The following is a 26,700-nucleotide window of genomic DNA, read 5'->3' as shown; positions in this document are numbered from 1 at the left end:
AGTATAAAATTATCAAGGCAATTCATTAGCTAAAATCTTATTTACAAATTCCCTAACTACCCCATCGCCACCCTTCGTATTAAGGATATGGATACCGCTAATTGATTTCACCTCGGCAACTGCATCCGAGGGGCAAGCCGCTAGCCCTGCTGAACTAAGCAATTGGATACAGTTTATATCATCGCCTATGTATGCTACTTCTGTAATATCAATTTTCTCTTCCGCACATATAGCTAGTGCTGCTTCAAGCTTGCCTCCATACTTTGCACCTTGGTAGAGGTAGTCAACTTTTAGCTTTTTAGCCCGCCATGCCACAATATGTGTATCTTCAGAAGTAACAAAGCCCGTTTTAATACCTGCTTTTCTCAGCAAATCAAACGCCATCCCATCGTGTGTATTAAATTTCTTCAATTCCACCCCATTTTCCGAATAATACATCCCTGCATCTGTTAATACCCCATCAACGTCAGTCAAAAATAATTTCACCTTGTTTTTCAATTTAGGCAAAACATATTTTTTCATCATCCGTTCTGCTTGCGGCCAATCATCTTCTTCCTCTAGCTCAACAAAACTGTGTTCGGGCATGCAGTAAATACCAATGTTGCCTGAAATCCTGTTTTGGTATTTGCGTATATTTTCTACTGAATTAATATAAAACGCCCCATTTTCCATCAATTCGCCATCTAAGTCATGCCGTTTAGGTCTTGCATTGTGGTCATAATTTTTAGGCTTCCCATCCTTTGTCCAAAAGAAACGCTTGATTGCAACACATGAAAGTAAAGACTCATAATTCTGGTATTTCATTAGCCGTATAGCTTCGGTGTAGTGTGTTGTTTCCGTTAAGGGTGCCGCAGCTTCTACCAACATAAACAAATCCATAGGTGCTGCTGTTGATTGGCTTGTATCCAAATATTCAAGCATTATGCTCTCGGCACTATCCGTGCTTCTTGCTTTTTCAGCACTAAGCCTGTACACAGATACTTTGTTTAAGCCAAATTTCAAAACCGTTTCTTCAATAATATCAGCATCGGTAGCCACAATTACTTTATCAACTAAATTACAGTTTTGCAATGCAACCAGGTTCCAATAAACAAGTGGTTTGCCACAAAAAAGTTTTATATTTTTAAAAGGAATTAACTTGCTACCAACCCAAACAGGCATAAAAGCAATAACTTGTACCATTTCACTCGATTTTTCTTTGGTTTATCCCTTTGCAAAAGCAAAAGTCCCGTAAAACAAAACTAAAAGAGTAAAAAACAGTTGATATAAATTATATCAACTGTTTTTTACTCTTTTTCAAATTGCCTATTTTAATTAAAAATTAAAATAGGTTTTATATTTATGCTTACATTAAGGTATGATATATTAACCGAAAATATCAGCTATTTTTATCCTTATTTGCTACCAAATAGTTTTGATAACCACCCTGACTTCTTAGACGAAGCTTCCTCTTCTGTATATCCATAGCCTTTGCCACCACCATATGTGCCGCCATAACCATAGCCATAACTACCACCATAGCCGTATCCATAACCATAGCCATACTTGTAAGAAGCACCATTTTTAACATCGTTTACTACCAAGTAAAAATTATTGAACTTCTTGTTGTCAACAATATCGTTTACTACTTCTAGTTGATTTTTAAATGTATATCCTTGCCTTACTACATATAAACTTATATCGGCATGGGCTGATAAAATTTGGGCATCCGTAACCAATCCAATAGGTGGGGTATCAAAGATAATGATGTCAAACATCGTTTTTAATGTGTTGAACAGGTTATTGGCCTTTTCACTAATCAATAGTTCTGAAGGGTTTGGAGGTATAATACCAGACTGGATTAGAAACAAGTTCTTATTTATTTCAGTAGGTATGATAATATCTTCCATTTTTATATCAGCAGAAGCTATATAATTAGAAAACCCTATTACGTTTTCAAGGCCAAGGTTCTTAGACAGTTTTGGTTTTCTTAAATCCAATTCCATCAATAAAACTTTCTTACCTGTTATGGCATAAGAGTTTGCTAAGTTCAATGCAATAAACGACTTGCCTTCCCCACTGATACAAGAAGTGAACAATATAACAGGCGTTTTATCTTCTCTTAAAATAAACTGCAAGTTTGTACGGAACGACCTGAATTGCTCTGATATGATTGTCCTTGACTTATCGTCAATAACTATGCTTTTATTGCTTTTGCTATGCGGTATTTCGGATATGATAGAAGCACTTGTATTGGTTGTAATATCATCCCTGGTTAATATTTTATTGTTCAATAAGTTTTTCAAGGAAAAGAATGCAACAGGGAAAAAGAACCCAAAAAATAATCCGATTACAACTATAATCGATTTCTTTGGGCTGTATGGGGCAATTTCTGATTTTGGCCTATCAATCATCCTTGCACTAGCAATATTAGAGGCTTTTGTTACCGCCATCTCTTCCTTCTTTTTCAAGAGAAAAAGATATAGTTCTTGTTTCAAAGATTGAGTTCTAGACAACCCAAGAAAAGTTCTTTCTATTGAAGGCACTTTATTAATTAGACTACTAAAATACTTATCCTGTGTTTTAATTTTATCAAGGGCAGTTGTAAAAGTTTTCTTTTGATTATAAAGATTTTTTAACATGTCTAGCCTACTATTTGCTATAAGGCCGAGAAGATTAATATAGGCTGGGTTTTTTTCGGTATTTGTAAGCTGTAACTTATCTTTTTGCATCTGCAACTGATTATATCCTTCAGCTAAAGCTAAGAAGCTAGGGTCATCCGATACCATAGACGGCACTGGCCTATTTGCATTTTTAGGATCTTGCAAATACTCAATCATGTTTTGTACTACATTTACTTTTACCTCAGCTAAATTTTTGTCTTTGTTTAAATCACCAGCATTATCTATAATTACCTTTGATTGTAAAGAGATGTCCGCAAGTTTGTTATTTTGTTTAAACCCTTCTATATCTTTTTCAATACTTTCAAGTTCCTTGCTCACAACAATAATCCTATCGTTAATAAATTCTATAGTGCTATCAGCAATCCTGTTTTTTTCATTTAGGTTCAATTGTACATATTCATTTATCAGGGTTGCAAGTATGTCTTCCCCTTTTTGGGGGATGTTGCATCTCAATCCTAAGTCTATGGTTGTTACTTGCTTGTTAGTTACAGTTACTTCAAGCTTATCATTTAGCTCTGCAACAGATTTATCTATTGTTGATATATAAAATTGATAATCTAGTGGCTCAAAAGCAAGCCCAGATTTTAATACAATAAATTTAATCTTTTTGTAAGAAATAGTATCACCGAATTTAGATTGAAGTAAGAAATTTGATTTTTTGTCTATTAATGTTATTTTATCTGCGCTTCCAAACACTATATTCAAGGAAACCATTCCTCCATTCCCAATGGTGTCAGGTATATTTATAACATCTACGAAAAAAGGCAAAGTTTTATACATTTCTGCATCTAAAACCCTTCCCTGATGCCCATATTTTATATATAAGTTCATTTTTCTTACCACTAATTCGGTAAGATCCCTTGTCTTTAACACCTCAGCTTCATTATCAACACTACTTTTGGTACCAAGCAAAGAAGAAAAGTCTTTTGCCACGTCATTCCCTCCAAAAAGAGAACTTTGTTTGTCATCGTCCGCTACTAGCAATTTTGCATGTATGCTATACATTGGAGTTGAATACCTTAACACTATTAAAGCTAAAAGTAATCCTAATACTGTGCTTAGTAGGAATAAAGGCCAGTTGTATAAAAAAGTAGAAAGTATTTTTTTAAAATCTATACTATCTTCCTGATTTAAAGTTAAATTATTTTTTGTCATGAATTTATTCTTTAAAAAAATTAATTTGTGTTAAAAGAAACTAATAATTTCTTATTAAGTTATCTTATCCTAGTTGAAATAACAATAAGCAGGGATATTATTGCAGTAAGAATTGTATAATTTTTTGTTTGGGCTGCGTCTAGGTTCGCAATTTTAGCAGTTACAGGTTCAACATAAATAACATCGTTTTGTTTTAAGAAAAAGGATGAAGATGATGATAAAAAGAATTTAGAATTCAGGTTAATCCTTGTCAATTGTTTTACTCCAGCAGAATCCCTTATCAATAATACATTTTCTCTTTTACCAAAAATAGTCAAATCACCTGCTTGCCCTAAGGCATCCAACACAGATACTTTTTCATTAGCAAATACATAAGTTGAGGGCTTTGCTACCTCCCCTAATACTGTAACATGAAAATTAGCAAACCTTACATCAACAGCAGGAGACTTGTAATATTCAGAAACCTTAGCCTGAACTAAATCTTTTACCTTACTAGTTGTTAAACCAGATACTGTTAGTTTTCCAATAAGCGGCATATCTATCGTTCCAGTTTTGTCTACCCTGTAAGATGATGACCCGGGTAAAGTAATCGCAGTTGTACTTCCACTCGACATCATTGAAGCCGCACCTGCACCGCTATTGCCACTTCCAGAAACACCACCTCCTAAACCAAGCCCAGAAGCACTTGCGGCATCAAGGGTGTTTATAGATATTAAAATAATATCGTCATATTGTATTAAAGGTTCGTAAAACTCAGCTGTTTTTACATTAATACTAGTAGAATCAGGCACATCCTTGAAATAAGGGATATTTTTATACGTTCTACAAGAAGGAAAGAAAACAATGACTAGAAGAATAAGTAAAAAGTCAAAACCTCGAACACTAATAAAATGCTTCATGAAATGGTGTTAAAAAATGCAATTTTAATGTTAGCACAAAATTTTTTAAAATGATTTTTATTTAAAAAACAGTACATAAAATTTCCAATTGGTGTTTAAATCGGATTCAGTTTGATTTCCTAAGAGCTTGAAGCAAATATAATTGTTTTACCCTTTCAGTAAATTTTTTTTTAAGGTTTCGCCAATTTATGCAGCAAATACCAACCCAAAATACTCATTATCACTATCTTTTTTTATACATGTTTAGTATATTTATCCATCCTCGTTACATGAAAAATTTTCAATTTTAATTAATTTTATTTTTATAAAAAAGGGAATTCCCTTCCTAATCGATTCCTTGCCTTATGCAAAACCTGGCTATGTCATTTACCTAAACTTCAACCATTACATAGGTTTAACTATCTTATTCAAAATTGTGGTGGCAGAAAGGGAAGTAATTTTACGCCTATTCAAAAGCTAATGCAAACTATTAAAGAAACAACTCTATTTTTACGATTCAAAAAATAAACCTTCTTTTGAACATCAGCTTTATAGTTGCCAAAAAAATCGCTTTCAACAGGCAGCAGTCTTTCTCCAAGTTCATTATCCACTTGTCTATAGCTGCTACTGGCCTAAGCGTGATGGCCATGATTGTTACATTGGCTTTTGTAAATGGTTTTCAACAAACTGTAAGTGGAAAAGTGTTTAGTTTCTGGGGGCATATTCATGCACAGCATTTTGAAGGCAGCAAATCGCTGGTTGCAGAAGAAACCCCTATCCTTAAAAACGACTCTATTTTGCACATTATCCAACAACAAAATGGGGTAGCACATGTAGATGAATATGCCACGAAAAGCGCTGTGCTTGAAAAAAACAAATCAATTGAAGGCGTTTTGGTAAAAGGGGTAGCGGCTAGCTACCAAGGCAGCCGCTTGGCTCCCTTCATGAAAAAAGGACATTGGATACATTTTAACGACACCAGCTACAGTAAAGAAATTTTAATATCAGAACCTATTGCAAATTCATTGGATGTAGCAGTAAACGACACCATAAGGATGCATTTTATTGCTTCAAAACAAGGCGAAAGCAGCACTTACAGAAAACTGGTTGTTGCTGGCATTTATAAAACAGGTATTGAAGAATATGACAAGCTTTTTGTAATAGCTGATATAAAATTGCTGCAACGGTTAAATAACTGGCTGCCCACACAAATTGGCGGCTATGAAATTTTTTTAACCGATTATAAAATGATGGATACAATCAGCAACCGCTTGTCTGACAACTTGCCTCCAGAATGGGTAAGCAGGAGCACAAAAGAAATTTACCCCAACATATTTGACTGGTTAAATATACAGGATGTAAACAGGAACGTGGTTTTTGTAATCATGGCCATCGTGGCTATTATCAATTTAATCACCTGCTTGCTGGTGCTGGTTTTAGAAAGGACAAGAATGGTTGGCATCTTAAAAGCAATTGGCACACCAAACTGGCATATACAACAAATTTTCTTGTACTACGCCACACTTATCACCATGTCTGGTATATGTGTTGGGCTGGTAACAGGGCTTGGGATTTGCTGGCTAGAAGAAACTACCCATTTTATCCACCTAGACGAAACTTCGTATTATGTTTCTTATGCACCCATGCTTGTTATTGGCTGGCAGGTAGCGGCTGTGTGTGTGGCAACTGCTTTTGTCTGTTTCCTTTCGCTTATTGTACCAACATTAGTAGTAAAAAAAATGCAGCCCGTAAAAGCAATCCAGTTTAGGTAAGTGACTAGTGTTCAGTCATAAGTCGTCGGTGGCAACCAATAATTTCTAATTCCTAATTCTAAATTCTTATTTCATGGCAACAATCAGGAAACAGGCAATTACTTCGGGCATCCTTTTATACATTGGCTTTCTTATTGGAGCTATCAATATTTATTTTTATACCAAGAATGGTGCTTTTACAGAGGCACAATTTGGGCTTACCCGCTTTTTCTTCGATTTTGGGCAAAATATTTGCGCCTTTGCCAGCCTAGGCTCTATCTCAGTTATTTATAAATTTTACCCATATTACAAAGACAATCTGCCCGCTAAGGAAATAGACCTAATCACATGGGTTTTTTGCGCATGCCTAGTTGGTTTTTTTATTATCCTTGGTTTAGGCTTTGTGTTTGAAAATTTCATGATACGGAAATTTAGCAAAGGTGGGCAACTTTTCCTAGACTATTATTTCTGGGTTTTTCCTTTTGGATTTGGCTTGCTAATGTTTTCCATATTAGAAGCGTTTTCCACGGTTTTGCAAAAAACAGTAGTACCCAATTTCCTAAAGGAAACTGTACTAAGGATAATTACAAGTGTTTTAATTGCTTTGTATTATCTCAAAGTAATCGATTTCCATTGGTTTATTTATTTATTTTCTTTTTTGTACCTAGCCATTTTCCTCATGCTATTGGTTTATATAGTGAGGAATAAACAATTTTCTGCTTGTTTTAGCATTAGCAGGGTTACCAAGAAGTTCTGGAAAAAAATGGTGTGGATGCAAGCCCTTATGTTTAGCGGGGCAGTTATTTCAGTGCTGGGGCAAACTGTTGACGGCATATTTATAGGTGGCCTTGTAAACCTAAGTGCTGCCGGCATATTTACGCTTGCTCAATACTTGGCAAACCTGGTGCAAGTGCCGCAACGCAGCCTTCAAGCCATCAGCATTGGCGCACTTACGCAGGCATGGAAAGATAAAAATGTAAAAGAAGTAAACCGCATTTATACCCGTAGCTGCATTAATATGTTGCTGGCAAGTTTATTCATTTATGGCAATGTAGTGTTAAATGCATCTGATGCCATTATTGCCTTCAACCTGAAAACAAGCTATCTAGCAGGCATTGATGCCATGATAATACTAGGGCTTGTAAGGATTATTGACGCTGGCACAGGCGTGAATGGAATGGTTATAATAACTTCTGCCCACTGGCGGTTCGACTTTTATAGTGGCCTAATAATGATTTTATTAATTCTCCCCACCAACTATTTCCTTATTAAAAGCTTTGGTATTATAGGTTCGGCTTATGCTCAGTTGATTTCATTTTGCGTGTATAATTATATCCGCTTCGAGTTTATCCGTCGCAAGTTCAACATGCAGCCTTTCGATATGAAAACAGTTGCTACCCTACTGCTCACCGCAGGGGGCTTTGCCATTGCATATTGGGCAGGTAGCTTGTTCCATAATCTTTGGATAGCTATTATTGCCAAAGCCATTCTTTTTTCCAGCATAATGATAGCTGGCGTGTTTACATTTAGGTTGACGCCCGATGCCCATCAATTGTTGGATACTTGGCGTGGAAAATAACAACATTGCTATTTTGCCACAAACACTCGAAGGCACAAAGAAGTACAAAGGGATAAGGAATAGAAAAAAAGCATTTACCCCTTTCTTCTTTTTTTCCTTCTTTTTATTGTTTTCTTAGTGCTGCTTATAGTTTTTGTGCCTTTGTGTCAATGCTATCTCATGCTTGATGTGGCAGCTTTTTCCAAAGCCAAAGTAATGCATACATGCCTACTACAAGACATATAAACCTCAATGCAAGGCATAAAGCAGTGTTGTATATAGCACCGGGAATAGTATAAACCTGCCTGGTAGCCATTCCATACAATACATCCCACCAAAGCAAAAGCACTACAAAGATACTGAGCAGGGTACTGGAATCTAGTTTTCTAGATATAAAACACAGTGGCGTCAACCATAGCAACAGGTTTTTTACTGCGTAGGGGATATTGGTTGAAAACAACCGCAACAAGCTTTTTATGGAAACCTCCATGCCAAAAGCTTTTGCAAATTGGTACAGCCCATAATATTCCCTGCATTGGTTTATAAAAAAAAATAACAGGCAAATATTCAGCGTAGCCAATATACTTTTAATGTAGTTTGGGTATTGGGGCTTGCCAAAAAGCAAAGCTAGTAGTAAAATAGGGGCTAGGTAAGCATAACCAACATCTATAAAATCCATATATTTTATTTAAACATCTCGCCCTATTTTCTAACCCATGTTTGAAAGCTATAAGCATACTGGTGTTTTGTATCGGCTTCAAAGCTTTCTTCAAAAACCAATTTCCATTCATAAGGGCTCAATGCTGGATAAGCCGTGTCGCCTTCCACTATGGCATGCACCCTAGTTAGGTATATCTTATTGGCAATAGCAAGGGTTTGTTTATAAATCTCGCCTCCCCCAATCACCATTAGCTCTTTATAATCTTCCTGCTTGCAAAAGTCAATTGCTACCTGCATTTCTTGCACCACTTTTACCCCTGCTGCCTCAAAGCCAGTTTGCCGTGTAAGCACAATATTTAAACGGCCGTTCAAAGGCTTGTTGCCAAGGCTTACAAAAGTCTTGCGACCCATGACCACAGGCAACCCCCATGTTTTATTTTTAAAAAAACGAGTATCATTTGGCAATACCCAAAGCAATTTGTAATTATTGCCAATAATATTATTTTCCGATGCGGCTACTATGTGAGTTATAATCATTTAATTATAAGTTATAAATTATGAGTTATGAATTATGAGTTATATATGAATTGGCAGGCTAAATTGCCTACTTAACTCATAATTCATACTTATAATTCCAAATTCCTAAACTGCTACCGGTGCTTTTATGGATGGGTGGTGCTGATAATTCAGCAGGGAAAAATCGCTATACTTAAACCCAAAAATATCCATTATTGCTGGATTTATCTGCATGGTAGGCGGAGGGTAAGGCAAACGGGTAAGCAATAACTCAGCCTGTTTTTGATGGTTATTGTACAAATGTACATCCCCAAAACTATGTACAAAATCGCCATATTGCAGCCCGCAGACCTGTGCTACCATCATAGTAAGCAGGGCATAAGAGGCAATATTGAAAGGCACCCCTAAAAAAACATCGGCACTGCGCTGGTACAACTGGCAGCTAAGTTTGCCATCGGCAACATAAAACTGGAAAAGTGCATGGCACGGCATTAGTGCCATCTCTGGCAGTTCTGCCACGTTCCAAGCACTTACAATTAGGCGTCTGCTGTCTGGCGTTTTTTTTATTTGGTTAATCACGTCGGTTATCTGGTCTATTGTTTGGCCGTTTGCGCCCTGCCAGCTGCGCCATTGCTTGCCATATACTGGACCAAGGTTGCCATTTGTGTCTGCCCATTCGTCCCATATACTTACGCCATTTTCTTTTAAGTAGGCAATGTTGGTACTACCTTTTAAAAACCAGAGCAACTCGTGCACAATACTTTTTAAGTGCAATTTTTTTGTGGTTACCATCGGGAAGCCATCCTTCAGGTTGAACCGCATCTGGTAGCCAAAGCAACTTAGCGTTCCGGTGCCGGTACGGTCTGTTTTAGAAACCCCATTATCTAATATGTGCTGAAGAAGTGCTTGGTACTGCTGCATAAGATGCAAAGTAAGTAATGTAAAAGATACAAATTACATGGGATGCAATTAACTTTTTCGTTACCAAGATGGCGTAAGTTTGATTAATCTGCCACAGCGGCTCGAAGACGCATAGAATCACAGAGTTTTAAGCCTAGAAAAATACAAAGCATTGAGCCTTTATTCTCTTCTTTTTTTCTTAGTGTTGCTTAGAGCCTTCGTGCCTTTTTTGCAAAAAAAGTAGAGAGTAGTAACAAGATATTTTTCGCCAAAAATATGTTGTAGTTTTAATACTACATCAATATTCCACGTTCCTTGTGGCAGAAATAACTAATAGTGCATACCTTTATCATGAAAATATGACACGTGAACCTTTGAAAACCAAATTTTGATTGCTTGCTGCTTTTGTTTTTTCAATTTGTAACTAATTTAAGCGAACTAAGAATTAAAATCCAATCATGTCAATACTATTTATTACAGAAAAAAACTACTTATGAAAATTTTATTTGCCGACGACCACCAACTTGTAAGGATGGCATTGCGTTGCATATTGCTAGAAGCATACCCTACTGCTGAGATAGAAGAGGTGGACAATACGGTAGATCTTTTTAAAAAAACCATTAAAGGGAAGTGGGACATTATTATTTCAGACCTGTCATTCCCAGGCCAATCAGGCCTGGATGTATTGAAACAAATAAAAGCCCATACGCCTAAGATACCTGTATTAATATTGAGCATGTATCCTGCGCAGGAATATGCTATCCGCTGTATCACTGCTGGCAGCTCGGGGTATTTAACAAAAGACAGCATCGCTGGCGAATTGATTATAGCCATCAATCAAATATTAAGTGGCAGAAAGTACCTGAACCTTGAAGTGGCTGAAATATTGGCATCTTCTTATGAAAACAAATCGAAAGCCAATATACATGAGAATTTATCAGACAGGGAATACCAGATATTCAAGTTGTTGATAGAGGGCACAAGCATGCAAGAAATTGCAGAGAAGCTATTTATTAGCATCAACACCGTACGGTCTCACAAAGTACATATACAAAAGAAAATGAACCTCCAGGGCGATGCAGACATGATAAAATATGGCATACAACACCATTTAGACTAAAAAAGTTGCCTTACAGGTATTTTTCGCCACAAAGGCTCAAAGCGGCACGAAGGAAATGAGAGAAGAAGAATAAGAACCATCAGTATGTTATGTATCACTCTCCAAACTTCGTTTATTTTTTGTGCTTCTTCGTGTTATTGTGTTCTTGTGGCGAAAAGCACCTCGTAAATGAGGGAGTCTTTCTTGTCAGGTTTTGTAATCATTAGTGTCATGCAAATCATTGCATCATCGGTATCATAACAGGATAAATATTAAAAATAAGGTAATGAAAATTTTATTGGCAGACGACCATTCCATGATACGCCAAGGTTTGGTATTATTATTGAAACAATCGTACCCATCTGCTGAAATAACAGAAAAAAGCAACGCAGGTGAGCTGAAAGACGCATTGGAGCAGCATAAATACGATATTGTTATTACAGATTTGTTTATGCCAGGCCCCCCTGTTATAGAAATAATTAAACATATAAGGGATGCAGGCAACAAAGTACCCATTATTATATTGAGCATGTCGCTCCCAGAGAGGAATGCGGTGAGGGTAATAAGGGCTGGGGCAAATGGGTACCTGAGCAAAGACACCGTGCCGGATGAGCTGATAAGGGCCATGCAGTTTGTGCTGCAAGGCAGGAAATATATCACGCCCGAAATAGCGGCTCTCCTTGCAGATGCTTACTTGGATGATGTGGAGAAAAAGCCGCACGAAAAATTGTCTGACAGGGAGTTTGAAGTATTCCAAATGCTGTCGCAAGGCAAAACAGTTACGCAAATTGCGGAAGCCCTGCATGTAAGCATCAATACTATAAGCACCTATAAATCGCGTATCTTGGAAAAAATGAATTTCCAAAGTTTTGCAGACATCATTAAATATGCCCATGCCCACAGCCTTATATAAAACTGGGGGTTATTGTTTGCCACATAAATTGCCATGTGCATAGCCCCAACTGTTATTGCTTTCCACAGGTTGCACCCTTGGCTACTATTGTTCAACCCTTTCAGGGTTTTTAATGCCATGTGCGTTTCAAAACCATTAGCACCACAAAAAAATAATTAGCCGGAAGATGCCTAACGAATGTTAAATCTGCATCATACAATCGTCCAAAAAAGAAATTGCGTCTATTGGCGTATATTTACTACGATTCTTTTTAAAGATTCGGTTGCATGATGCATAGTAATAAGCACTTTTTTTTCATTTTTAGTGTAAGTGCTTTTTTATGTCCATTCCTTTTTATAAAAAGCTATGCCCAAGATAAAAAAGTAATTATCCTAGCAAGGCAGGATACTTTTTTTCTTGCAAAAAAAAGAGGGCTTTTGGGCAAACTGGGGCAAAGCATTGCTGTGTCAACCCCTTTGAGCGAAAACCAAGTAGTGGCCGCGAAAAACATTGACGGCTTTGTAAAGTTTAAAGGAAAACTAATCAATACCATTTCTATACAAAATGTAAGTTTTGGCATATCTGTGAATGATATAAGCATTGTGAAAACAACATTTTTAACAGATGCTGCCAACTACTTACACAAGCATACAAAAGAGAGGGTAGTAGCCGACAACTTGTTTTTTCACCAGAAAGATACACTGTACCCCAATGTGATGGCAGACAACCTTCGATATTTAAGGTCGCTCCCCTATCTTCAAGACGCTAATATTATAGCCAAAACCAATTCTATTGACACCAACCTTGTAGATATTTCTATTTTTTATAAAGATGTGCTTTCAATAAGCGGTACAGGGCAAGTAAATGGCAATAATATATATGGTGAGCTGCAGGACGACAACTTTCTGGGTACTGCGCAGCGGGTAAAATTTGAAAGCGTATATGACCTAGACAGGAAGCCAAAATATGGTTTTGGAGGAGAATATCTAAATAGGAATATTAATGGCAGCTTCTTTAATTTAACCCTTGGCTACCAAAACAATGGCAATTCGTACAGCAGTGGCAAAAGGGAGGAAACGAATATTTATACGATTGTAGACCTTCCACTTGTAAGCCCCTACTATTTATGGACTGGTGCATTGGAAATATCGGATCACCATAACACGAACAAATATTGGGGCGACTCTTTGTTTAAATCTGACTTACAATATTCCTATAGGATATACGATGTTTGGGCTGGCTACAATATAAGCGGTAGGGATTTTGAAAAAGAAACAGAGCAACGGAAGCAAAAACGTTTCCTAGCTGCTAGGATAATGAATAAAGCATTTAAGGTAAGGCCAGAAAAATACATGTTGGATTACAATTTTCAATATTCAAATATTACCAGCGTGCTAGGGGCATATACCTTTTTTAAACAGGAATATTATCATACCAGTTTTTTATATGGCTTTGGTCGGAACGAAGATGTGCCAGAAGGCTACAATGCCCAATTTATTGCCGGCTGGGCAGATAGGGATGCTATAAGCAGGCCATATATAGGGGTTGATGTAGAAAAGAATTTTTTTACCAAAAGGAAAAGCTACTTCGACTATATTTTTCGTGCGGGTTCCTATTTCCAAGGCCACCAACTACAAGATGCAAGTGTTTTACTAGACCTGGAAACATTTACAAGGCTGCGGAAAATGGGCAGGGGGAAATGGTTTTCCCGCCATTTTTTAAGTGGCAGTATTGCACACCAGTTCAACAGAGTTCTGGACCCACCGCTGGTTTTAAACAGCAGCTATGGCATAGCACAATTTAATGGCGACTCCTCTACGCTTGCTTTTGGAAGGCTTAGCATCAATTGCGAGTCGGTCTTTTACAATACATGGAAATTAGTTGGCTTTAACTTTGCCCCTTTCTTTTTTGCCAACCTAAGCTATATAAAAACGGACAAGTACCATCTTGATAAAGGAAATGGCTATGCCAGCGTAGGGGGCGGTGTGCGTACCCGCAACGAAAACTTAGTGTTTGGCACCATAGAGTTAAGGGCTTTTTATTTCCCACGTACTGTTGGTGGGATGCAGCACTTTAATATTGCTATTTCGTCTGACCTACGGTTTAAATACAATAGCCAATACATAAAAAGGCCCGATTTTATACAGGTGAACTAATTAATTAGGAATTAAGAATTATACGTTGATTCTTTGGGTTCTATGATTGAAACTATGTATTAAAATAATGCGGTAATCAGCAAAAAACATTTGCTAATCACCGCATTATGTATATGATACTTAGTGCCACTTTGTGTGTTGGTGCCTTCTTGGCAGAATAAGCAAACTTGCACTTGTGCAGTAATAATTATTTTCTATTTTTTGCCATCTTCAATTCATCCAATTGCCTTTTAGTTTCGTCCAGCTCTTTTTTCATGTCTATTACATCTAAAGTAAGCTCTTCTAATTTTTTAAGTAAAATACCATTCATTTTGCCTAAGTCTATCCCATCTTTCATTACCGTTTCAGTTGTTGGCACATCTGGCAAATGCTTGTATTGCTTTATAAATCCGTCCAAATCCTGGATGCTCATCCTTTTGTAGGAAGGCGTGAAAACATTATCGTACCAGTCTTCTGAATTTTTCACGGCTACTTTTACTTTCTCGCTCAAGATGCCTTCTTCCACAAACAATTTATACCCATCTATCAATTCATTTACATTGCCAATTTTCACTTTCCCTTGATACGCATTGATAGAAAAATATTCTTGATCGGTATCGGCACCGGGTGCTTTGAAGCAAACTTTAAATGTTTGGGGTGTTTTTAGCACGTTGTCGCCAGAAACCCTAGCCCCTACTGTCCAATAGCTTGTATTTTTAGGGTTGCTAATATCCCCATTAGAAAACATCATCGATGGCTCGTTTTGCCCTCCGTCTGCCCAGATATTGCTCAATTGCAACAATATATTCTTCTTGGCTACGTTGCCAACACCTTTCACAATTTCTAGAGGCGCTTGTGGTGCCCTAGTGCCAATACCTATATTGCCTGTGGAGGGGAACTGGTTTTCGCCATTTGGGTTTGTAGTATCAATATATTGATAAACAACATTCATGCTAGCAGGGTTTGGGTTTGGATAAATAGCTGGCGACTTGCCAGACCTAAAAGTGGTGGAACTAGGCTTTTTTGCAGTGCGTACCCTATATGTTTTTAGGGGCTTTTTCGTTTGCGAGTAACCATAAGTAAAACCCAATACAAGAAGGGCAATAAGAACAATACTATTCTTTTTCATCAGTAGAAATTATTTTTTAAGTGAAGGCTCGTATAATAAACGAAATAAAAGTAAAAAAATTGTTTAACACAACAACAATATTTGCAATATTGACACAATTTACATCATTAGGCTTGGCTTAAAAAGTGTAACTTAAATAAGAATTATTTTAAAAAAATTTGCCACAAGTACACGGACAAACACTAATTTATAATCGTGCTTATCCGTGCATTCGTGGCAAACTTGTTTCATTGGAGACCTAAGCCTTTTTGATAGATAGCCTTACCTGCGGCCATGGCTATTGTATTCTTCTTCCTCTATTTTATGCTCTTTATCATAAGCCCTGATAATTGCTTTTACCAATTTGTGCCGCACCACATCTTCTTCATCCAATTGTACATGTGCAATGCCATCTATATTTTGCAAAATTCGAGATGCTTTTTCCAACCCGCTCCTTTGGTTGCGTGGTAAATCTATTTGTGTAGGATCCCCGGTAATAATTGCTTTTGCATTGGCACCAATCCTAGTTAAAAACATTTTCAATTGCAAGTCATTTGTATTCTGTGACTCATCCAATATAATAAAAGCATTGTCTAGCGTTCGGCCACGCATGTATGCAAGCGGTGCTATTTCTATGGTGCGGGTGGTCATATAATAGCCTAACTTATCGGCAGGTATCATGTCGTCCAAGGCATCGTACAATGGGCGTAAGTATGGATCGATCTTCTCTTTTAAATCGCCGGGCAAAAATCCAAGGCTCTCCCCTGCTTCCACAGCAGGCCTTGTGAGGATAATTTTCTTTACCACTTTGTTTTTCAATGCCCTAACTGCAAGTGCCACGGCTGTATAGGTTTTACCCGTACCAGCAGGCCCTATGGCAAATACTATATCGTTTTTATCTACGGCCTGAACCATTTTTTTCTGGTTTGCAGTCCTAGCCCTTACTGTTTTGCCATTAGGACCAAAAACAAGGATGTCGTTGGGGTTGCGTTCTATAAAATTATCCACGGTTTCTGCATCGTCGCCACCTAAAATTTGAACAAAGTAATTTTCGCTTAGGTGGCCATTGCGTTCTAGGTACTGGAGTATCAGTGTAATTTTTTCTTTTGCCGTGTCAATTTGCTCGGGGGCACCGCTTATTTTCAACTGCGTACCCCTTGATAAAATTTTCAAAAGCGGGAATTTCTTTTTCAATAAATCTAATTTCCCATTATTCACCCCAAAAAATTCAATTGGGTTTACAGAGCTTAGGCTAATAATCGTTTCTGTCAAGGTAATTTTATTTAAATTATTATCAATAACGGCATCAACAAATTAATACTATCAAATTTATTGCATGTTTCGAAACAATTAGAAATTTATATGCACAATGTGTGGATAGGTATTTTATACCACTGATTTAATAATTTGAATGATGCGAAAGATTAAAATCCTAGAATTGAAAGGCTTTTATTAAAATGATTTAGTAGGTTATTTAACCCCGATTTTAGAGTTGAAATCAGGGGTATAATTAATTCTCACACAAACTTTCCTGACAAATAGCAGTTTCAATTTCAAAAGTTGCATGTTGGATGCCTAAATGTTCCAAGGCATGTTTTATTTGGTGCTTGCGCTTCTCAAAAGCGGAAAAGTCGTCTTCAATTACCAAATGCGCCGTAAGTGCATTTTGCTTGCTGCTTAATGCCCATACATGGATATGGTGTACATTTTTCACTTCTGCAAATTTCAATAGGGTGGCTTCTACTTTTTTCATGTCAATATCCCTAGGTACGCCATCCAACGCTAGCCTAATGCTGTCTGCAAGCAATTGCCAAGTACTAATTAATATAATAACAGCAATAACAAAGCTAATAGCAGTATCTATCCAAAACCAATTGGTAAAATAAATAACAACGCCAGCCACTACCACGCCAAAAGCAACCAGCATATCGCTTAGCAAATGTAGGTAAGCCCCTTTGATGTTGATGTCGCTTTCCTTGTCTTTAAAGAACAGCCATGCAGAAATGCCATTTACAAAAATGCCAGCAAAAGCAATGATAGAAATCAGCTTGCCTTGTACATGCACGGGGTATTCTAGCCTGTAGAAGCCCTCCCAGATGATGCCACCAGTAACTATTAGCAATAAAATAGCATTGAAAAGGGAATTTAAAATCGTTGCACGTTTATAGCCGTAAGTATATTTTGGGGTAGCCTTCGATTTTGCCAATTTAAACGCAAACATGGAAAGTATAAGGCTGAAAACATCCGTGGCATTGTGCCCTGCATCAGAAATAAGTGCAAGGGAAGAAGAGGAATAACCAATAACCAACTCTACAATTACAAAAGCAGTATTTAAAATGATGCCTACAATAAATGCCGTGTTTATATTGGTTACTTCATGATGATGATGGCCATGGCTGTGATCATGGTCATGGGTATGATTATGCTCGTGGTGATGTGCCATTTACTTTTTATTTATACCGAAGATAAAATGAATTGTTGCTATTGAAGTATTATTTCGCTACAAAGGCTCAAACTAACACAAAGGAAATAAGCCTTACCGGAACTTGCCATTAATACACGAATAAAAACATTTGTGCCATTCGTGCATTCGTGGCAACAAATATGCTTACCCTTTTTGTGATTAGTGCTTATTTTACCTCCTCACCCGTTGATAAACCGACATCCAAAACCCAAATACCATTACCAGCACACCAATCCATAATATATTGATCATTGGGAACTCATATACTTTCAGGGTAACCAAGTCTGTGATAGCCGCACTTTCTTTTACCCCTAGTTCCAGTTTCCCTTTTTGTTGGTCTAGCACTTTATTAAATTGCAGGATAAGGCTTTGCGACACAACGCTGTCTGGCAGATTCCGCAGTTCGTTGCCTTTTAATGCAATGCCCGGCGATGCCCTGTACCGCCTGCCGTCTTTGGCTACAACTTCCATATCCAGAAACAAAGATGTTTCATCATCGTGGTACCTGCCTTTTTGGCTTGGCGGGTTCACCGCTACCTTGTGCAATATCATTAGCCCACTGCTGTAAAACAAGGTATCCCCTACTTTTACTTCCGTGTTGCGGAAAGTAGCGGTATCGGCCGCATTATTTTCTTTATAAAATGAAATATATACAAAAATATCCTTGTACCAGTAATGCTTGCTGGCAGGGTTGGCCGCAAAGCCTTCATTGCCTTTGTTGTTTTTAATCAGGTCGGGGTACAATGAAAAATGCTCATCGGATGTCTTGGATGCAAAATTTATTTCAAAAAAGCGTTTGCGTTCCTTTACGTTAAAGGTATCACGGGCGTAAGTAACCATATACTGGCCCATGTCCGTTGTAATGCCTTTGAACAGGGTGATATTTTCCGCTGGGTCTTCCCTTTTATCCTTCTGGAATACGTCTATGCCAGTGGTGTTCCAGCTTAGCACAGTCCTTTTGCTGGAAGAAATTAAAATACCCACCAGCACCAGCCCAAAACCAACGTGTGCCACCGATGCACCCGCAGCTTTTACCTTGCCTTTCAAGCCAAGCCATATATAACTGGCATTGGCCACCACCGAATATACAGCCGTAAAAATGGCTACATGAATGGCTACTAAAAAACCAATGCCGTGCTTATCGTACCCTACTTTGCCAAAAACACTAATCAATGTGCCGATAACAAGCGAGATAAGCGTAGGCAGCCATATCTTTTTGGTAAACACGCCCCTTGGGGTATCTTTAAACCGCAGGTATTGCGTGGCAGCAGTTAATATACCAATAATTATAGCTACAAACACCTGTACTTGGTTGTAGGCAAATTCAGGGTCTTCGGAGGATGCTATCTTTTGGTCGAACAATTTGTTATAAACAGGGATAGAGGTTTTGGCAATAATCAATATAGCCGACAAGAACAATACCAGCGACCCAATAAACATCCAAAACTCACGGCTATAACTGTTTTCTTCTTTGTTGATAGCAGGGATAGACTTGTAGCGGATGCCGTATAAAATAAAAGCTGGCACTACAAAGACCAACAGGAACAAAAGCAATTGTGTGTTCATGCCCAAATCGGTAAAAGCATGTACAGATGTATCGCCTAATATGCCGCTTCGTGTAAGGAAAGTGGAATAAAGTATCAATAAAAAACTAAGGATATAAAAAAAGTAAGTGCTGCGCAAGCTATACCCTGTGCTTTTGTAAATCATGTTGGTATGCAAGCCGGCCACCATTACCAGCCAAGGCACAAGCGAGGCATTTTCCACCGGGTCCCAAGCCCAGTAGCCACCAAAACTTAGGCTTTCATAAGCCCATGCAGCACCCATCATAATGCCCAGCCCCAGTATACCGCCGCTAAAAGCAGCCCAAGGCAAAGCAGGTTTTACCCATCCATGGTCTTTTTTCATCAACCCTGCAAAGGCAAAGGCAAAAGGCACAATGGTACTGGCAAAGCCTAGGAACAAAACAGGTGGGTGTATCACCATCCAATAGTTTTGCAGCAATGTGTTCAGCCCTTGCCCATCTTTTATCAGGGTTAAATAATCGCTCCTTAGCCCCCCGTTGGCAATGTCCTGAAAAATAGGTGCATTGTCCAGTATGCCTTCATGCCGCAGCAAAGCAAAAGGGCTGCTGCCCAGCTTGGCTCCAGAAAAGTAGAACCCAACCAACATGCTAGACAAGCAAAACTGTGCAAAGCTGATTACTGTTAATGTGCCTGCTTCCCACTCTTTTGCCCGCCAAATCAATAACCACCCCAATACGCAATGCCAAAAGCTCCAAAGCATAAAACTGCCCTCCTGCCCTTCCCAGAAACAGCTAAGCAGGTATTCAACTTGCAGGCTTTTGTCGCTGTGCTGCCAAGCATATTTGTATTCAAATAAATGGTGGGAGATAATATAGTAGAGCGTAGAAAAAACAACCAGTACCGAAATGGTCTCTATCAAAAACAAGCCACGGGCAAATTTTAGCCAAGTAGTTTTGTCTGTAGGTAATGTGGCACTACTAGCTTTGAAAAAAGAAATAGTAGCCAAGAATGAAGCCACAAAAGAAAGGATTGCAAAAAAATGGCCTATCTGGCCTGGTAATAAATGTTCACCTATATACTGCATGAATTGTTTTTAGACATCCTGCCACGGGTTGCACCCATGGCTATTATTGTTCAACCCTTTCAGGGTTTTTGGCAAATTCCTATTGAACCAATACAGAAAGATAGAAAAGACAATGCGCGTAATCCTTTCGGTTTTTCTTAGTGCTACTTCGAGCCTTTATGCCTTTGTGGCTACCTAGTATTTTTTTGCAGCCAAACTATCTGCACTTACAAACCCATCGGAAGTAGAGGCCGATTGTATTGCTTTTGAAGATGCAGAGGCATCGTCTTTGTACTTGCTTGGGCATTTCAGCAGTATATCCTTGCATTCAAAATGGTCGCCGTTCATTTTCCCTTTTAGTACTATGCGCTCGCTTTTTTCCATATCCGCAGGTTTTGTATTGTGATATACAACCCTTACTTTATTGCCCAATGTATCTTCTGCCACAAAAGCCAAGTAATTGGGGTCTTTCACGGCATCATATTCCATCGGCTGTGTTTTATCCAGCTTAGCAATTAAATTTACAAACTTCCCGTCTTTTTGTTTGGCAGATGCGATGGTTTCGTAAGTGGTGAGGTTGCCAGTAAAACTAATCAATACGGTAATAGCCGCCACAATCAATACCAACATTACAATATGTGTCTTCTTCATAAATAGAAATCATTAAAAGTGAGCAAAAGTAACTTAAATTGGCTTGTGGGGAACTGTAATTTCTAAGGATAGATAGTTAAAAAAATGGTTGCTTCGGGCTTTATGAAGTTAGTTACTACTCAGGCGTAAGTTTGGTTAATCTACCACGAAGGCTCAAAGACACAAAGAGTTACAAAGTTTTAAAGGAAGAAGAAGAAAAGAAAAAAGAAGAAACATTATTGTAACAATACCTTTTAGACTTCTTTTTTTTCGTGTTTCTTCGTGTTTTTGTGTCTTTGTAACTAAAAAGCATATTCGATGTAATGTGTGATAACAAAATATCTATCTCCTAGTGTTTTTATTAAAATAGTTTCAGTTTTGCCATTTTTGTGGGATTTTTACTTTTTTTCTTTTTTCAAAAATCGTTGTCAACCTTGTAAGCCATTGATTATCAACAACAACATCAAATTTTTGTGCGTGATTTATGCTTATTTTGTGCTTACTTTTTGAGTAATTTGTGCCTATTTTATGCGTAATTTATGCTCATTTTGTGCGTAGTTTTTGCGTATTTTACAGCCATAAATACAAGACCTAATTTTGGGACTACAACTATCTTAATATTAGTAAAAAAAGAACTACGAAACTGCCGCTTGAATATTAGGTTTGTAAACACTTTGCTTAGGTGTTTTGCCATACAAAAATAAGGCTTTTTATCAATTTTGCAAGCATGGTGTTTTGTTGGGGTACGCAAAAGCATGGGGCGAAGAGGCTAAAAGCTTGGCAGCGAAGAGATATTGCAACCGCCAGTTACAAACTGGCTTATTAGGGAAACACCAGTGGGGTTTTAATACGTCTGCTATAATATCAAATCCAACGCTAACTCTTTTGCAAATTGATTATAAACATTTGTAAAATCACTAATAAATTGATTAACAGCTTCTTCATTAATACTTATCCACGGGTTAATTATTTTTATTGCGTTATTTCCCCAAATACCTAAATGTGAATTGAACCATTTTTTTGCTTTATCTCTATCACTTCTTATTTCATTTATATTGTAATCTTTAAAGCAACTTTCTTTATTGAAATCTATATTAATTGAAGTCCAAATTGGTGATTCATCATCCAAGTCTAGTAAAAAATTTGCAATTATTCTTTCTGGTGAAATTTGAGTTGGTAGTAATAAGAAATTATTAAGGTTTTTTACTTTACCTAATTCTTTAGCGTCACCTCTAATGTCACCATCTAATATTACTATACTATTTGGAAAGCTAAATGATGGTATTTTTAAGAACGCCAAATCAATTAGTTTGCTGCAACTTAATGAACAATTGATAAAACTGAGTTTTGAACACTTGCTTTTTAAAAGTGCCTTTGCAAATATTATTGTTTCTTTATCTTCAGTATAGACAGGGATTTTTAGTTTTATTATACTTTCATTTCTATAACTAGCCATTAATCTATTACGTATTGATGTGATAGATATATTGGTGTCAATTTTTACCTTGTTATTTTTCTTTTCAAGGTATATTACTTTTAAATGATTTTGTTTTGCGCTAATAGAAGTATTTTTTAATTCTTCCTCACAGCAATATTCTAAACTTGATATTGAATGGGTTGTAAAAATGATTTGTATTTTATACCTAGCTGAAAACGTAGTTAATGCTTGTATTAATTTGATTTGTGACCCAGGATATAATGCTGCATCTAATTCATCAATTGCTAGAATACCACCTTTATATACATCCTTATATTTTTCTTTTAATCTTTTAAATGAGATTATTGCTAATAAAATTTTACCGATATTATCTTGTCCAGTTGAATTTTGATGCCAATCGTACTCTTGAGTGTTTATCCCAATAGTATTTTTATTACGACTTTCTAAATAATTAGAACTAATAATATCATCCATTGAGATTAAAATCTTTTTATACCAATCGTTAAAAAAAGTTTGTTCGTCTAGCGTAAGGGCTATTGAAGAACTTTCATTTAATTTTAAATCTTCACCAATTGGAATTAATCTTTTTAAGCTAAGATAAATAACAGGAAGTTGTATATAACCTGCTCCTTTAGAATGGTCACCTTTTTTATAAAAACGTATCCCACCACCACTTCTTTTAATGCTTTCGATTGTAAATGCGATATTTTCATTTTTTAAATGCAATGTCCATTCGTGTTCTTTCGCTTTATCAAAGGTGTTAGAGAGTTTAAACTTTTCTTTGAAATCAGATTTGAAACTGCCACCACATAATGGCTTTTCACTTTTCATCGGATTATCTGGTAATGAAACTGAAAATGGTTGACTAAGTAAGCCAAGTATTGTAGTTTTTTGAGTGCCATTTTTCCCAGCGATAATAGTTAATTGACTTCCTAAATTAAATTCTACATTTTCAAATCCTCGAAATCTTTTAATTTCAATTTTTTCAATAATCATAGTAGTTGGGTTAGACTCTTGGAACTGGATGTTTATATATTATTTGAGCTATTTTCTTTTGTATTGAAAGTTTAAACCCTAAAGGACTCCAATTTTCAATACAAGGTAATTGTAGGTCGTTACTAAAAAAAAGAATTTCATTACCTATCCTTGATGAATAAGCAGTGTGAGTAAATGAATATTCTTTTTTGACACATTCTAAATATAGATTTCGTATTTCTTTCTGGTTGTCATAAGAAACTATCCATTTGATATTTTTTATTTTTTTTATTCTCTCACTGACGGCTTGATGGTCATCATTTTTATAATGATTCATATAAAGAGAGCTAGCTTTCAAATAATATGGAGGATCGAAGTAAAATACTATATTTTTATTTTCGACTTGTTCTTCTATTTTATCAATTAAGACTATTGCATCATAAGAGCATAGTGTTATTTGTTCTTTTTTAGAGGCAATATTTTTAATTCGTTTGATAAGTTCTTCTTTATTAAATCTACAATCCATTTTGTAACTGCCTTCTTGCTGTTTTCCGCCAATAACTCCTCCCATAATGATTCCTGAAATATTAGTTCTATTTAAGAAAAGTGTAGAAAATCCCAACTCTATTAATGATACTTGGTCTTTTCTTTTCTGAATCCCCCTTTGAATTAGCCAATTTTCAAAAGATATATCAGTGTTCTTTATTAACGCGCACAATTCAGTCGTATTATTTAAAACACAGTGCCAAAAAGCATATATGGATTTATCTTTATCATTAATTGTTATTTTGTTTACAAAACCCTCAAATAATAAAAATAGAGCCACAGATGCTCCACCTGCATATGGTTCAACATAATGTCCATTAATTTTATTATCAATACAAAGTTTGGCAATAAAACCTGAAAGTTTATTTTTCCCGCCGGGATATCTTAACGGAGAATAAAACATGCTTAGCTAGTTGGATTTAAAATGATTTTGAATAACCCTTCTAGTTGAGCCCATGCTTTCCTAACATCCTTTTCAGTAGAAGCACAATTTTCGTTGTGATTAATCATATTCATTCTTTCCAATGAATATGGTTGGTCATAATCGGCTTTTACAAGTTTTAGAACTTCAATTAAATTTTTATCATTAACATGGCTGCATTTTTCATTTATAATATGAGTTAGCATTTCCCCCAACTTTGGATTATGAGGATCTGATTTTTTAATATTCCCATACTCATTAATGTGCTTAAAGAAAAAAATTAATGAACATTCTAAAAAACTTCTTAATAAATCATGCGTCGCATTTGGAAACTCTGAAACATTTATTTCTCGTAATTCCTCATAGAGTATCCTTAAACTTGAGTTATTGATTTTAAAAGGTATATCATTTGAATAAAAAAGACCAAGCGGAATAGACTTGCTTCTTGCCGTTATATTTTTTGTTGACAACTCTTTAGATTTAGAATTGTTGTTGTGGCCTATGTTTACTGTTGTTTCACCAAAAATATTTTCAATGGTATTTTTCTTAATCGCTTCATTAACCTGCTTAACGTCTTCAGATTTTACAGATTGTATAAACACTTCTATATTTTCTGTAGTATTTAGACTTCTTGAATCTAAAGTTTTACCATCAAAATCTTCTTTTTTTAAGATGCTATAAATGATTACTTTCAATTCATTGTTGAAATCTTTATAATTCACCTTAAATTCTCCATCAACAATTTCATATTTATACTTTTTCTTTGAAGGAGTCGTAGTTATAGCTCGAAAAAAAGTTGTTACATAGCCCTTGCCTAAAACCTTATTTATCATTTCACTTGGTAAGTCAAGATTGCGAACAATTTTTGTAATACCTTGAATAATTAAATTATTTTGTGAGCCATCTCCTCTTCTTATGCTAAAAGCAACTCTTTCCGGCTCTTGCCAACCAACTTCGTTATTTCTTTTTATGTGCTTCCTATCAACATACTTTAAACAATCCTGCTCATTATTAGATATTAAACATTCTAGACTAAAATTATTGTCTATACTTATTTTCTCTTTTAATTCCCGAACGAAGTTTTGTAGTTTACTATCCTTAATTAATTCAGGTTTAATAAGAACTTTATATGCTGTGAGTCTTCTATTGCCTTCTATTACAATTAAATTATCCCCATTATCCCAAACTATAAGTTTTTCTAATTGAGGCATATCATATTCATAAGCTATCTCTTCAATAAATTTTTTCATTTCAAATTTTGTATTTGAAATGAAAAAATTTATCAGTTCTTCTTCGTCAGAATTATAATATTTATCAGGAAACCTTGCATTTTCATCCCAAAGGATTAAATCTCCGATAGCAATTTTTTTGGTTATAATATTCATTTTATGTATGTATTGTCAAGTCGTTTTATGTAGATATTTAATACATTATTGCTAAAATACATAAATAAATTAAAATTACCAATATTGATAATCCTTCTATATATAGCCTCTCAACTTTATACTATAATTTAGAAATCCTCGGTAGTCCACGCCAAACATAGTGTTGCTGGTGCGCCGCCTCTGGTGCGTACTTGCCCTCATAAAAAAAGCCCCATTACTGGAGCTTTCAAAGACTTACAGTCTTCCACCTTCTATGAAAGAATTAACACAAATGTAAAACAAATGGATAAACAAAAACTAAAAAATATTTCATGGCAATTCCTAATCCCTGCACCTTGTATAAGAAAGTGCCATCCTTTATTAATCCCAAAATTCCCCCACCATGGGGGAATTTTGGGATACTCATGGGGGAAATATGCCCCCATATAGGATTGTTCTTTTTAATAGCCCGTAAATTATTGCCAATTTTACAATATGTGGCCTCTTTGTCCCTGTTAGGGCAGCCGCCTTGGTTGCCCAAGCCTTCGGCTATTAGCCTCATGCCATTATTTTCAACATAAAACTAAAAATTACTAATATGTTCGTTTTAGGCTCAAAAAAAACACGAAAAGCACTCATTTTTCACTCACAAATCACTCACTTTTCACTCATAAATCACTCACGAATCACTCATTTTTCACTCACTTTTCACTCACAAATCACTCATTTTTAAAAATAAAAAAGCATTGTATTTCAATGAGTTAGCATCAAAAAAGACCTAAAATTTAAATTCAGGGTTAAAATACCCTGCCAAACTTTGCAATCACAATCATTGCTGCTTTATTGCCCTTTTAGGGGGATAGGGGGCAAGCGGAGCGTTTTTAATTCCCCTCTTTGAGGGGTGGCCATAGGCCGGGGTGGTTATCTTCTTTGCGTGAAAACCTTTGCGAACCTTTGC

Annotated in this window: 20 protein-coding genes; 5 read left to right on the top strand and 15 right to left on the bottom strand. The window is 36.4% G+C overall.

Annotated features, from left to right (window positions below):
* Positions 1-12: 12 nt before the first annotated feature.
* The 3 genes from ACHFIY_RS08335 to ACHFIY_RS08325 all read right to left on the bottom strand — a co-directional run bounded on the left by ACHFIY_RS08335 (position 13) and on the right by ACHFIY_RS08325 (position 4,717).
* The gene (locus ACHFIY_RS08335; RefSeq protein WP_410845620.1) at positions 13-1,182 is read right to left on the bottom strand and encodes a cytidylyltransferase domain-containing protein; all 1,170 of its coding nucleotides are present in this window, start codon (positions 1,180-1,182) and stop codon (positions 13-15) included.
* 212 nt (positions 1,183-1,394) lie between these two features.
* The gene (locus tag ACHFIY_RS08330; protein WP_410845619.1) at positions 1,395-3,818 is read right to left on the bottom strand and encodes a polysaccharide biosynthesis tyrosine autokinase; all 2,424 of its coding nucleotides are present in this window, start codon (positions 3,816-3,818) and stop codon (positions 1,395-1,397) included.
* A 59-nt stretch (positions 3,819-3,877) separates the two neighbouring features.
* Positions 3,878-4,717, bottom strand: coding sequence for a polysaccharide biosynthesis/export family protein (locus tag ACHFIY_RS08325; protein ID WP_410845618.1), 840 nt, complete (start codon positions 4,715-4,717; stop codon positions 3,878-3,880).
* A gap of 515 nt (positions 4,718-5,232) precedes the next feature.
* Between ACHFIY_RS08325 and ACHFIY_RS08320 the strand changes: the two genes are divergently transcribed.
* Entirely contained in the window at positions 5,233-6,468 is a 1,236-nt protein-coding gene (locus ACHFIY_RS08320) for an ABC transporter permease (protein WP_410845617.1), read from the top strand.
* Positions 6,469-6,541: 73 nt separating this feature from the next.
* Positions 6,542-8,026, top strand: coding sequence for a lipopolysaccharide biosynthesis protein (locus ACHFIY_RS08315; RefSeq protein WP_410845616.1), 1,485 nt, complete (start codon positions 6,542-6,544; stop codon positions 8,024-8,026).
* Positions 8,027-8,183: 157 nt separating this feature from the next.
* Here the strand turns inward: ACHFIY_RS08315 and ACHFIY_RS08310 are convergent, their stop codons facing one another.
* The 3 genes from ACHFIY_RS08310 to ACHFIY_RS08300 form a co-directional block, all read right to left on the bottom strand.
* On the bottom strand, positions 8,184-8,684 hold the full coding sequence (locus tag ACHFIY_RS08310; RefSeq protein WP_410845615.1) for a hypothetical protein: 501 nt from the start codon (positions 8,682-8,684) through the stop codon (positions 8,184-8,186).
* A 23-nt stretch (positions 8,685-8,707) separates the two neighbouring features.
* Entirely contained in the window at positions 8,708-9,202 is a 495-nt protein-coding gene (locus ACHFIY_RS08305; RefSeq protein WP_410845614.1) for a dihydrofolate reductase, read from the bottom strand.
* Between the two features lie 105 nt (positions 9,203-9,307).
* The gene (locus ACHFIY_RS08300) at positions 9,308-10,102 is read right to left on the bottom strand and encodes a thymidylate synthase (protein ID WP_410845613.1); all 795 of its coding nucleotides are present in this window, start codon (positions 10,100-10,102) and stop codon (positions 9,308-9,310) included.
* Between the two features lie 472 nt (positions 10,103-10,574).
* Between ACHFIY_RS08300 and ACHFIY_RS08295 the strand changes: the two genes are divergently transcribed.
* The 3 genes from ACHFIY_RS08295 to ACHFIY_RS08285 all read left to right on the top strand — a co-directional run bounded on the left by ACHFIY_RS08295 (position 10,575) and on the right by ACHFIY_RS08285 (position 14,228).
* A complete protein-coding gene (locus ACHFIY_RS08295; protein WP_410845612.1) occupies positions 10,575-11,201 on the top strand; it encodes a response regulator in 627 nt (208 codons plus the stop codon).
* 265 nt (positions 11,202-11,466) lie between these two features.
* Positions 11,467-12,093 (top strand): response regulator, encoded by a 627-nt coding sequence (locus ACHFIY_RS08290; RefSeq protein ID WP_410845611.1) that lies wholly within the window; start codon positions 11,467-11,469, stop codon positions 12,091-12,093.
* Between the two features lie 266 nt (positions 12,094-12,359).
* Positions 12,360-14,228, top strand: a complete 1,869-nt coding sequence (locus ACHFIY_RS08285) for a BamA/TamA family outer membrane protein (RefSeq protein ID WP_410845610.1) — start codon at positions 12,360-12,362, stop codon at positions 14,226-14,228.
* Positions 14,229-14,415: 187 nt separating this feature from the next.
* Here ACHFIY_RS08285 and ACHFIY_RS08280 read toward each other — a convergent pair whose 3' ends face one another.
* The 9 genes from ACHFIY_RS08280 to ACHFIY_RS08240 all read right to left on the bottom strand — a co-directional run bounded on the left by ACHFIY_RS08280 (position 14,416) and on the right by ACHFIY_RS08240 (position 26,304).
* On the bottom strand, positions 14,416-15,336 hold the full coding sequence (locus ACHFIY_RS08280) for a hypothetical protein (RefSeq protein WP_410845609.1): 921 nt from the start codon (positions 15,334-15,336) through the stop codon (positions 14,416-14,418).
* Positions 15,337-15,597: 261 nt separating this feature from the next.
* On the bottom strand, positions 15,598-16,587 hold the full coding sequence (locus ACHFIY_RS08275) for a PhoH family protein (protein WP_410845608.1): 990 nt from the start codon (positions 16,585-16,587) through the stop codon (positions 15,598-15,600).
* Positions 16,588-16,825: 238 nt separating this feature from the next.
* Entirely contained in the window at positions 16,826-17,758 is a 933-nt protein-coding gene (locus ACHFIY_RS08270; protein WP_410845607.1) for a cation diffusion facilitator family transporter, read from the bottom strand.
* 192 nt (positions 17,759-17,950) lie between these two features.
* Entirely contained in the window at positions 17,951-20,389 is a 2,439-nt protein-coding gene (ccsA, locus tag ACHFIY_RS08265; protein ID WP_410845606.1) for a cytochrome c biogenesis protein CcsA, read from the bottom strand.
* Positions 20,390-20,563: 174 nt separating this feature from the next.
* Positions 20,564-21,019 (bottom strand): cytochrome c maturation protein CcmE domain-containing protein, encoded by a 456-nt coding sequence (locus ACHFIY_RS08260; protein WP_410845605.1) that lies wholly within the window; start codon positions 21,017-21,019, stop codon positions 20,564-20,566.
* An 835-nt stretch (positions 21,020-21,854) separates the two neighbouring features.
* The gene (locus ACHFIY_RS08255; protein WP_410845604.1) at positions 21,855-23,432 is read right to left on the bottom strand and encodes an AAA family ATPase; all 1,578 of its coding nucleotides are present in this window, start codon (positions 23,430-23,432) and stop codon (positions 21,855-21,857) included.
* A gap of 10 nt (positions 23,433-23,442) precedes the next feature.
* Positions 23,443-24,360, bottom strand: coding sequence for a DNA adenine methylase (locus ACHFIY_RS08250; RefSeq protein WP_410845603.1), 918 nt, complete (start codon positions 24,358-24,360; stop codon positions 23,443-23,445).
* Between the two features lie 2 nt (positions 24,361-24,362).
* On the bottom strand, positions 24,363-25,763 hold the full coding sequence (locus ACHFIY_RS08245) for a hypothetical protein (RefSeq protein WP_410845602.1): 1,401 nt from the start codon (positions 25,761-25,763) through the stop codon (positions 24,363-24,365).
* Positions 25,764-26,025: 262 nt separating this feature from the next.
* Complete coding sequence (locus tag ACHFIY_RS08240) at positions 26,026-26,304, bottom strand: hypothetical protein (protein WP_410845601.1); 279 nt, start codon at positions 26,302-26,304, stop codon at positions 26,026-26,028.
* Between the last annotated feature and the right edge of the window lie 396 nt (positions 26,305-26,700).

The sequence above is a fragment of the Parasediminibacterium schistidii genome (assembly GCF_046546515.1).
Taxonomy (GTDB): domain Bacteria; phylum Bacteroidota; class Bacteroidia; order Chitinophagales; family Chitinophagaceae; genus Parasediminibacterium.
This window is presented reverse-complemented; position numbering and strand designations above follow the sequence as displayed.